We start from the raw sequence: 10041 nt of genomic DNA, 5'->3' as shown, positions 1-10041 counted from the left end.
CGCCGCGCCAGCGACCGCAAGCCGCGCCCGCGCAGCCGCGCCTACCTCAGCCTGGGCAGCAACCTGTCGCCGGAGCGCAACCTGCGCATGGCGGTGGCGGCGCTGCGCGAGCGCTTCGGCGAAATCGAGGCGTCGCCGGTGTACCGCACCGCGGCCGTAGGTTTCGAGGGGCCCGACTTCCTCAACGCCATCGTCGCCATCGACAGCGACATCCACCCGTTCGCGCTCAACGACTGGGTGCATGCGCTGGAGGAAGCGCATGGCCGCGACCGCCGCGACGCCTCGTACAGCAACCGCCCGCTGGACATCGACATCATCTATTTCGGCGACCTGGTGCTCGACGGGCCGGGCGATTTCCAGCTGCCGCGCCCGGAATTGCACCACGCCTTCGTGCTCAAGCCGCTGGCCGACATCGCGCCCGACTTCGTCGATCCGATCCGCGGCATGACCCTGGCCAGGCTGTGGTCGATCCATCCGGCTTTCGCCTCGCCGCCGGAGCGGACCGACATCGTGCTGTGAGGGCGGTTACCCTGTCGGCATGAATTCCGAGCGTCTGCAACACCTGTTGTCCTCCGAATGGCTGGATTCGCCCTGGGTCGGCGCGACCGGGCTCCTGCTCGCGGCGATCCTGGCCAACCTGCTCGTGCGCCACGTGCTGCTGCGGATCGCCGCGCGCCTGGCCGAAGCCTCGCCGATGCACTGGGACGACGTGTTCGCCAGGCACCGCGTGCTGTACCGGTTCGCGCATGTCGTGCCGGCGGTCGTGGTGCTGGTGGGCATCGGCTGGGTGCGCGGCACGCCCGAAATTTTCGACATCGTGGTGCGCAACGTCGCGCTGGCCTACATCGCGGTCACGGTCGCGCTGGGCCTGGGCAACCTGCTCGACGCGCTCAACGAGTTGTACGAAGGCCGCGGCGCCCGTGCGCGCGACCGGCCGATCAAGGGTTACCTGCAGCTGCTGAAGATCATCATCTGGGTGGTCGCGCTGATCCTGGTCGTGGCCGCGCTGGTGAACCGCTCGCCGCTGGTGCTGCTGACCGGCCTGGGCGCGATGACCGCCGTGCTGATGCTGGTGTTCAAGGACACGCTGCTGTCGCTGGTGGCCAGCATGCAGCTGGCCAGCAACGACATGCTGCGCATCGACGACTGGATCGAGATGCCCAGCCAGAACGCCGATGGCGACGTGATCGACATCAGCCTGCACACCGTCAAGGTGCGCAACTGGGACAAGACGATCAGCACGATCCCGACGCATCTGCTGATCAGCGAAAGTTTCCGCAACTGGCGCGGCATGGTCGAATCGGGCGGTCGCAGGATCAAGCGCGCGCTGCTGCTGGACCAGACGTCGGTGCGCTTCCTCGACGAGAAGGAGCGCCAGGCCCTGCGCAGGATCGCGCTGATCGACGAATACCTGGACAAGCAGCGCGAGGAGCTGGCGGCGTACAACGCCAAGCTGCAGGCCGCCGGCAAGGACCCGGTGAACAACCGCCGTGCGACCAACCTCGGAACCTTCCGCGCCTACGTCAACGCCTACCTGCGTTCCCATCCTGGCGTGAACCAGGACATGACGCTGCTGGTGCGCCAGCGCGACCCGACCCCGCACGGCATCCCGCTGGAGATCTACTGCTTCTCCGCCGACGTGCGCTGGGCGCCGTACGAGAACCTCGCCGGGGACATCTTCGACCACCTGCTGGCAGTGCTGCCGGAATTCGGCCTGCGCGTGTACCAGCAACCGGGCAGCGGCGATATCGCCGAAGCGGCCGCGCTGCTCGCGCCGGAGCGCCCGCGCCGGGGCATAATCGGCGAAACATGACCCGGGGAGGGGTTGGCGATGGGCAAGTTCTCGCGTAGCTGGGCGCTGGCCAAGGCCAGCATGGCGGTGCTGCGGTCGGACAAGGAACTGCTGGTGTTCCCGCTGGTGTCGACCGCGGTGACGGTGATCGTGGCGGCGACCTTCATCCTGCCGATGTTCGGCCTGGGCATGTTCCGCAACCTCGAGGCCGAGGGCGGCGGCATGCCGGCGATGTTCTACCCGTGGCTGTTCTGTTTCTACCTGGTGCAGTACTTCGTCATCTTCTTCTTCAACACCGCGCTGGTCGGCGCGGCGATGATCCGCCTCGACGGCGGCGACCCGACCGTCTCCGACGGCCTGCGCATCGCCCGCGGCAAGTGGACGACGATCCTGGGCTACGCGGCGATCGCCGCGACCGTGGGCATGTTGCTGCGCGCGCTGGAGCAGCGCGCCGGCATCGTCGGCCGGATCGTGATCGGCCTGATCGGCGTTGCCTGGACCGTGGCCACCTACCTCACCGTGCCGGTGCTGGTGGCGCGCGACGTCGGCCCGATCGAGGCGGTCAAGGAGAGCGCCTCGCTGCTCAAGGCCACCTGGGGCGAGAACATCATCGGCAACGGCGGCATCGGCCTGGTGTTCACCATCGCCAACGTCGTACTGGTGCTGGTCTGCGGCGCGCTCGTGGTGTTCCTGGCGGTGCAGAAGCTGGTGGTGCTGGCGACGGTGGTCGCGGCCCTGGCGGTGCTGGCGGTAATGCTGATGGCGCTGGTGCAGGCCGCTCTGTCGGGCATCTACTCGGCGGCGCTGTACCGCTACGCCGTGCAGGGCGATGCCGCCTCCGGCTTCGACGGCGTGATCCTGCGCGACGCCTTCCAGCGGAAGCTCTAAAAGAAAAAAAGGGGACGGAGGTAATTAAGTGCATGGTGAGCCCCATGCGCGATGGGCTTCCAAGGCACTTAATTACCTCCGTCCCCTTTTTTACAGCGAGCGGCCGCCGTCGACGCGGATGACCTGTCCGGTGACATAGGCGGCGTCGCGCAGCAGCCAGGCCACGACACCGGCGATCTCTTCGGGGGTGCCGGTGCGGCCCAGCGGTGTCTTCTCCATCAGTTCGCGCTGAAGTTCCGGATCGATGCCTTCGTCGGGCCACAGGATGGCGCCCGGCGCGACCGCGTTGACGCGCACGCGCGGCCCCAGTGCCACCGCCAGCGCACGGGTCGAGCCGAGCAAGGCGGCCTTCGACGCGGCGTAGGCCGACAGGTCCGCGCGCGGCTGCAGGGCATAGACATCGGCGATGTCGACGATGGCGCCACCGCTCGCCGCCAGGTGCGGCGCCGCGGCCTGGGCCAGGAAGAAGGGCGCGCGCGCATTGATCGCGAACAGATGCTCCCATTGCGCGGGCGTGGCGCCGCCGGCCGGATTGGGGAAGAAGGCCGAGGCGTTGTTGACCAGGCCGTCGAGGCGTCCGAACCGGCCCACGGCCTTCGCCACCAGTTCCGGCAGCGTGTCGAAGCGCGCCAGGTCGCCCTGGAGGACAAGCACGCTGCGCGGGCGGGCGGCTTCGAGCTCGTCGACCAGCGCCTGCATGTCCGCGGCCGAGGTGTTGTAGTGCAGGGCCAGCGCGCAGCCGTCGGCGTGAAGGCGGCGTGCAATGGCGGCACCGATGCGGCGCGCGGCGCCCGTGACCAGGATGGCGGGCGCTTCGGGTTCGGCTGCGGTCATCGGCGGCTCCCGGGCAACGGCTATGCTGTTCATTATGTCGACTTTGCCCCCACCCGACGCGGACGCGCTGGCCCACAGCGGACGCCTGCGGCAGATCATCCAGGAACAGATCATCGCGGCCGGCGGCGCGATTCCGTTCTCGCGCTTCATGGAGCTGTGCCTGTACGCGCCGGGGCTGGGCTACTACAGCGCCGGCGCCACCAAGTTCGGCGCCGCCGGCGATTTCGTCACCGCACCGGAACTGGGCCCGCTGTTCGCCGCATGCACCGCCGACGCCGTGGCGCCGGTACTGCGCCAGCTCGGGCCGGAAGCCGGGTTCCTCGAACTGGGCGGAGGCAGCGGCGCCTTCGCCGAAGTGGCGCTCAAGCGCCTGCTCGCGCTCGACGCGCTGCCCGCGCGCTACGCCATCCTCGAACCCAGTGCCGACCTGCGCGAGCGCCAGCGCCAGCGCCTGCACGAACGCCTCAACCCGTTGCTCGCGGACCTGGTCGAATGGCTGGACGGGCCGCCGCAGCAGGAATGGAACGGCGTGCTGTTCGCCAATGAAGTGGTCGACGCGCTGCCCACGCCGCGCTTCACCCTGCGCGACGGCGAAGTGTTCGAGGAGCACGTCGCGCTCGACGGCGAAGGCCGCTTCATCCGCGAAGACCGGCCCGCCGACGCGCTGCTGGCCGCGGCGGTACGCCACGTCGAGCGCCAGATCGAGGCGCCGTTCGTCGACGGCTACCGCTCCGAGCTGCTGCCGCAGCTGCCGTATTGGTTGCAGGCGGTGATCGGCGGCATGAAATCCGGTGCGCTGCTGTTCGTCGACTACGGTTATCCGCGTCGCGAGTACTACCTGCCGCAACGCAGCGAGGGCACGCTGCGCGCGTTCCGCCGCCACCACGTGGTCGCGGACCTGTACGCGCATCCCGGCTTGCAGGACCTGACCGCGTCGGTGGATTTCACCGCGCTGGCGGAGGCCTGCGACGGCGCCGGCTTCGAGTTTGCAGGCTACTGCAACCAGGCCAGCTTCCTGCTCGGCAACGGCTTGCCGCAGCGGCTCGAGGAAGCCGAAGCGAAGGCACGCGACGAAGCGGCACGCCAGCGCCTTCGCAACGAAGCCAGGCAGCTGACGCTGCCCGAAGCGATGGGCGAACGCTTCCAGGTGCTGGGCTTCGCCCGCGACGTGGAGTTCGGCACCGCTTTCCTCAGCGGTGACCTGTCGTGGCGGCTGTGACCGGCACGCCGTGGGTGAAACCGCTGCGGCGGCTGCCGATGTGGCTGGCGCTGTGGTTCACCGGCATCGCCGCCGTCGTGGTGGTGTGCCTGGTGCCGGGCCAGGATCTGCCGCGCGTACCGCTCAGCGACAAGGTCGAGCATGCGCTGGCGTTCGCGCTGCTTGCGGCTTCGGCGGTGCAGTTGTTCGTGCGCGGCTTGCCGCTGGCGGTGGTGGCCGCCGGCCTGCTCGGGCTGGGCGTGGCGATCGAGTTCGCGCAGGCGGCCTTCACTACCACGCGGGCGATGGAAGCCGGCGACGTCGCCGCCGATGCGGTCGGAATCGCGGCAGGCATGCTCGTCGCCTGGACCCCGCTGCGCGATGTCCTCCTGAAGGTAGCCGGTAGCCGGTAGCCGGCAATCGGTAGCCGGAACGCCCGCTCTCCGGCTACCGGCTACCGGCTCCCGGCTCCCGCGCCCTGCCGATCGCCGCAACACGCGCTTTCCTCAGGACCTCGGCGAACTTCGGGCCCTCGAGACCCTCGCGCGCGACGTCGGCGCCGCGCACCGACTGCGCTGCCGCGAGCAGGCGCAGCAACTCGGCGCCCTGCGGGTACGCATCGTCCTGGTGACCCTTGCGGCCGCGCTTGTCGGCTTCGCACACCAGCGCCAGCTGCGCGATGCGCGCAGGCTGGCGGAACGCGTCGCAGCGGGCGAGCAGGTCGTGCACGGTGTCGTTGCGCAGCTCGTCCAGGCGATGCACGTTGAGGTGTTCGCGGCAGGCCATTTCAGCCAGCCTGCGGTGCGCCTGCGGCACCTTGAGGCGATCGCACAGTTCGGCAAGCGGCTTCAGGCCGGCGTGCTCGTGGCCGATGTGTTTCGGCAACACATGCGCCGGCGTGCGCGCCTTGCCCAGGTCGTGCACCAGCGCGGCGAAGCCGACCACCGCATCGCCCGGCGCGAGCCGTGCTGCCATGTCGCACACCATCTCCACGTGCACGCCGGTGTCGACTTCCGGGTGGAATTCCGCGCGCTGCGGCACGCCGTAGAGCGCGTCGACCTCGGGCAGGATCGCCGCCAGCGCGCCGCAGTCGCGCAAGGTGCGGACGAAGGCCGAGGGCGCCGCGCTGGCCAGGCCGCGCGACAATTCCTGCCAGACGCGCTCGGGCACCAGTTCCGACAACTCGCCCGACGCCACCATCGTGCGCATCAGCGCCATGGTCTCGTCGGCGACGCGGAAGCCCAGCGGCGCGAAGCGCGCCATGAAGCGGGCCGCGCGCAGTACCCGCAGCGGATCCTCGGCGAAGGCGGGGCCGACGTGGCGCAGTACGCGCTGCTCCAGGTCGCGGCTGCCGCCGAACGGATCGACCAGCCGGCCGTCGGGCGCCTGCGCGATCGCGTTGATGGTGAAATCGCGGCGGCCGAGGTCTTCCTCCAGCGTCACCGAAGGATCGGCGTCGACGACGAAGCCGCGATGGCCGCGCCCGGATTTGCGCTCGGTGCGCGCCAGCGCGTACTCCTCGTTGCTCTGCGGATGCAGGAACACCGGGAAATCGCGCCCGACCGCGCGGAACCCGCGCGCGAGCATCGCCTCGGGCGTCTGCCCGACCACGACCCAGTCGCGGTCGCCTTCCGGCAGGCCGAGCAGGCGGTCGCGGACGGCGCCGCCGACGAGATAGGTTTCGATGGGGGGCATGGGGGGATGGTACTAGTGGGCGAGCGGGAAAGTGTCCGAAGGGAATGAGGGGAATGAAGGGAATGAAGGGAGTGGGTAGAACCTGGACGGCGGCGTGCCTGGAACCATCCACTCCCCTTATTCCCAATTCCCCTCATTCCCCTTCGCGCCTACGGCGCGGCCAGCGGACACACGAACGACTTCCTCTCCTCCGTTCGCCTCCCGTGCATGCGGTCCGTCAACGGCACCGCCTTGCCGTCCAGGCGCCAGTCGTAGATCGTGCTGAAGGCCAGGACCCGCGCGACGTATTCGCGGGTTTCCTTGTAGCTGATCGTCTCGATCCAGAAGTCGGCGTCCATGCCCGGGCGTTCGGACTGCCAGCGCTGCAGCGGCGACGGCCCGGCGTTGTAGCCGGCGATGGCGAAGTAGGGCTTGCCGCCGTAGCGATCCAGCACCTTGCGCAGGTAGGCGGTGCCCAGGGCGATGTTGGTGTCGGCATCGTAGAGCGAGTCGGCACCGCGCCACGGCAGGCCCAGGCGCCGCGCCTCGGCCGCGCCGGTCGCGGGCACGACCTGCATCAGCCCGCGCGCGTTGGCGCCCGAGCGCGCGTTCGGGTCGAACACGCTTTCGGCGCGTATCTCCGCCGCCACCCAGGCCGGGTCGAGGTCCTGGCGCGCGGCCTCGCGGCGGATCGTCGCGTCGTGGTGCAACGGGAAGCGCAGGGTGTACAGGCGCCGCTCCTCGGGCGCGCGGCCGAGCGCGAACACCGCGCGGTCGAACCAACCGTTCTCCTGCGCGACTTCCACCGCCAGCCGGCGCTGCGAATCGTCGAAGCGCGACAGCGCCTCGTTCCACTCGCGTTCGGCCCAGCCCTTGCGACCGATCCGGAACAGGGCCATAGCCCGCACTACTGCGGGATCGGCGGCGACCGCGGCCTTGGTCGCCCGATCGTCGGGCGGCAGCCATGGGCAGAGCGCATACGGCTGGCCGAGGCGGTCGGCGGCGAGGAAGCCGTGGAACTCCGGGATCCGCGCCGCGCGCTCGTACGCGGCCCGGGCGCCGGCCTGGTCGCCGGTGAGGGCCAGCAGTCGCGCTTCGAAGTAGGTCCAGCGCGAGTCGCTGCGCTGCTCCTCGCCCATGCGCCTGATCGCGGCCAGCGCCGCCGGCCAGTCGGAGCGCGACAGCGCCTCGCGCACCTGCCATTCGTGCAGGCGCTCGTCGTAGGACGACGCAGGGACCGCGGCCAGGCGGCGCTCCGAGCCGGGGTCGTACGACGCCACCGTCCACAGCGCGATCTGGTACAGCACGCGGCCGCGGTCGGCTTCGGTGAAATCCAGTGCCTTCGCGAACTTCGGCAACAGCGCCTCGGCGCGGTCGGGATCGGAGCGACCCAGCTTCGCCAGCCCCTGCGAGGCCACACGGCGGCTGCGTTCGGTCCTGGGCCAGGACAGCGCGTCGTCGCCCTGCCGGTTCATGAAGTCGGCGTAGCGCCCGGCGAGCTTGCGCTCCTGGTCGGGCAATCCCTCCGCCGCCGAGCGCATTACCCCCGGGTTCCATTCGTCCACCGCCTTGTCGAACCGCTCCCAGCGCAGGACAGGGGTCAGGCTACCTTTCTCGGCGAGCAGCGCCAGCGGCGCATCGCACTCGTTGGGCAGCGACTTGCCGGTGCTGCGCCAGATCGCCTGCGCGTCGGACACCCATTGCGCATCGGCGCCACCGGTCTTCGCGCGCGCCTGCAGCGACATGCAGCGCAGCGACGTGGACTTGATCGCGGGCGACCATGACGCATTGAACGCACGCCAGTCCTCGCGACGCGCCAGCGCCGGCAGCCAGATCTCGCGGAACGCCCCGGCCACGGCCGTGCCGCGATGGCGCTGCAGGAAGCCTTCGCCGCTGGCGACCGGCAGGGTATCGATGTCGCGGCGCAGGCCGGCGTACTCGATCCAGCCATACAGCGGATGGTCGACCAGGGCAGCGAGCCGGGCGGCATCGGTCTTGCCGTGTTCGGCGGCATCGATCGCATCGGCGACACGCTGCAGCGACGCATCGACAGCGGGTTGCCGCGCGTGCGCGACGCCCGGGGGCAGGGTCCCCAGGGACAGCAGGAAGAGGACAAGCAGCAGGGGGGAAGGCCGGCGCGTATTCATCCGGCGCGACTATAACGGCGACGGGGTGAACGCAGGCTCAGTTCAGCGTGGCGGCGCGCAGGGCCTGCTGCGGCACGTCGAGTTCGATCGACAGCGCCAGGTGGTCCGAGGCTGCGGCCGGCAGCGCGCGCATTTCCTGCAGCTGCAGCGAGCCGCTGACCAGGATGTGGTCGATGGCCCGGTTCGGCCGCCAGCTGGGGAAGGTCGGCACGCACGATGCGGGCGGCTGCAGGTGGGTGCGCTGGTACAGCAGCGCCATTTCAGGGCGGTCGGCCACGCAGTTGAAGTCGCCCATGAGCACGGCATTGCGATGACCGTGCAGCAGCTCGGCGATGAAGGCGACCTGGCTGCGGCGCGAGGTCGCGCCCAGCGAAAGGTGGGCGATGGCCACGGTGAGGCCGTCGTCGCCGTCGCCGAAGCGCGCCATGAGCACGCCGCGGCCGGCGATGCGCCCGGGCAGCGGATGGTCGGTGATGTCGACGGGCTCGAGCTTGCTCAGCAGGGCGTTGGCGCTGGACGCGAAGCCGCCGACGCTGCGGTTGGGCTGGTGGCTCCAGTAGTCGAAGCCGCCGCGCTGGGCCAGGTAATGGGTCTGGTTGGTGAAGCCGGACCTCAGGCTGCCGGGATCGCTCTCCTGCAGGCCGACGATGTCGTGTTCGCCGGCCAGGCGCGCGATCTTGTCGAGCGCGCCGCGCTTGTTGCCCGCCGGCAGTACGTGCGACCAGCTCCGCGCCACGTAGTCGTGGTAGCCGCGCGTGCTGGAGCCGGCCTGGATGTTGGCACTGAGCAGCTTGAGCCGGCGCGTCGCCATGGTCTGGCCGTCAGGGCGCGCCCTGCGTCGTCGCGGCGGGCTCGATCTGTGCGCGTTCGATTTGAATCAGCTGGTCGGTGATGCGCAGCATGTCCTCGTAAGTGCGGCCGCGCACGCGGTACTTGCCGTTGACCACCAGGGTCGGGGTGCCGCCGACGCCGGTGCGGATCATGAACTGCCGGGCGCGCTTGAGCTTGGCCTCGGTCGAGAAGCTGCGCATGTCAGCCAGGAAGCGCTTGGGGTCGGCGCCGTACTTGGCGTAGAAGGCGGCGACCGCGGCCTCGTCGGGCTTCTTGCCTTCGCCCGGGAGGCTCTGCTCCAGGTGGATGGCATGGAACATGGCGGTGTGCGACTGGTCGACGATGCCCAGCGAGTCGGCGACGAAGAAGGCACGCGCGTAGGGCGACCACTGCTCGTTGAAGTCCGCGCCCACGTAGGTCACGCGGACGTCGGCCGGGACCCGGGCCTTCCATGCGGAGAACGTGGGCTCGAAGCGGGCGCAGGCGGGGCAGATGTAGTTGAAGACCTCGACGACCTCGATCTTGCCGTTGAGCGGCTCGTAGGGCTGGCCGCCCCTGACCAGCTCGTAGTCGACACCCGGCGTCAGGCTGGAAGCGGCCTGTTCGGCGGCTGCGGCGTTCGTGGCCGGGTCCGGCACCGGCGCACGCTCGGGCGCGGCGGCGTCGGCCGGGACGGT

The 10041-nt window shown here is 70.1% G+C and carries 10 protein-coding genes; 5 read left to right on the top strand and 5 right to left on the bottom strand.

Going from position 1 to position 10041, the window contains the following annotated elements; genetic code table 11:
• The first annotated feature begins 51 nt into the window (after positions 1-51).
• Genes folK through QAA18_RS11820 form a run of 3 tightly spaced genes read left to right on the top strand, consistent with a single transcriptional unit; the run spans position 52 to position 2680 of the window.
• Positions 52-519, top strand: a complete 468-nt coding sequence (gene folK, locus QAA18_RS11830) for a 2-amino-4-hydroxy-6-hydroxymethyldihydropteridine diphosphokinase (RefSeq protein WP_279413182.1) — start codon at positions 52-54, stop codon at positions 517-519.
• A 19-nt stretch (positions 520-538) separates the two neighbouring features.
• Positions 539-1813 carry a mechanosensitive ion channel domain-containing protein gene (locus tag QAA18_RS11825; RefSeq protein WP_279413179.1) on the top strand — a complete coding sequence of 425 codons (1275 nt, stop codon included), beginning with the start codon at positions 539-541 and terminating at the stop codon, positions 1811-1813.
• Between the two features lie 18 nt (positions 1814-1831).
• Positions 1832-2680 carry a DUF6159 family protein gene (locus QAA18_RS11820; RefSeq protein ID WP_279413178.1) on the top strand — a complete coding sequence of 283 codons (849 nt, stop codon included), beginning with the start codon at positions 1832-1834 and terminating at the stop codon, positions 2678-2680.
• A 90-nt stretch (positions 2681-2770) separates the two neighbouring features.
• On the opposite strand, the gene QAA18_RS11815 is transcribed toward QAA18_RS11820, so the two are convergent.
• Complete coding sequence (locus QAA18_RS11815) at positions 2771-3514, bottom strand: pteridine reductase (protein WP_279413177.1); 744 nt, start codon at positions 3512-3514, stop codon at positions 2771-2773.
• Positions 3515-3536: 22 nt separating this feature from the next.
• Between QAA18_RS11815 and QAA18_RS11810 the strand changes: the two genes are divergently transcribed.
• On the top strand, positions 3537-4733 hold the full coding sequence (locus QAA18_RS11810) for an SAM-dependent methyltransferase (protein WP_279413176.1): 1197 nt from the start codon (positions 3537-3539) through the stop codon (positions 4731-4733).
• Complete coding sequence (locus tag QAA18_RS11805; protein WP_279413174.1) at positions 4721-5125, top strand: VanZ family protein; 405 nt, start codon at positions 4721-4723, stop codon at positions 5123-5125. Before QAA18_RS11810 ends, QAA18_RS11805 begins: the two co-directional genes overlap by 13 nt.
• Before the next feature lie 34 nt (positions 5126-5159).
• Here the strand turns inward: QAA18_RS11805 and QAA18_RS11800 are convergent, their stop codons facing one another.
• The 4 genes from QAA18_RS11800 to QAA18_RS11785 all read right to left on the bottom strand — a co-directional run.
• Positions 5160-6398 (bottom strand): multifunctional CCA addition/repair protein, encoded by a 1239-nt coding sequence (locus QAA18_RS11800; protein WP_279413181.1) that lies wholly within the window; start codon positions 6396-6398, stop codon positions 5160-5162.
• Between the two features lie 158 nt (positions 6399-6556).
• Complete coding sequence (locus QAA18_RS11795) at positions 6557-8533, bottom strand: lytic transglycosylase domain-containing protein (RefSeq protein WP_279413172.1); 1977 nt, start codon at positions 8531-8533, stop codon at positions 6557-6559.
• Between the two features lie 37 nt (positions 8534-8570).
• Complete coding sequence (locus QAA18_RS11790; protein ID WP_279413180.1) at positions 8571-9323, bottom strand: endonuclease/exonuclease/phosphatase family protein; 753 nt, start codon at positions 9321-9323, stop codon at positions 8571-8573.
• Between the two features lie 31 nt (positions 9324-9354).
• Positions 9355-10041: thiol:disulfide interchange protein DsbA/DsbL (locus QAA18_RS11785; RefSeq protein WP_279413170.1), on the bottom strand; the 687-nt coding region annotated here is incomplete at its 5' end.

Source organism: Luteimonas sp. 8-5 (genome assembly GCF_029763755.1).
GTDB lineage: Bacteria > Pseudomonadota > Gammaproteobacteria > Xanthomonadales > Xanthomonadaceae > Cognatiluteimonas.
This window is presented reverse-complemented; position numbering and strand designations above follow the sequence as displayed.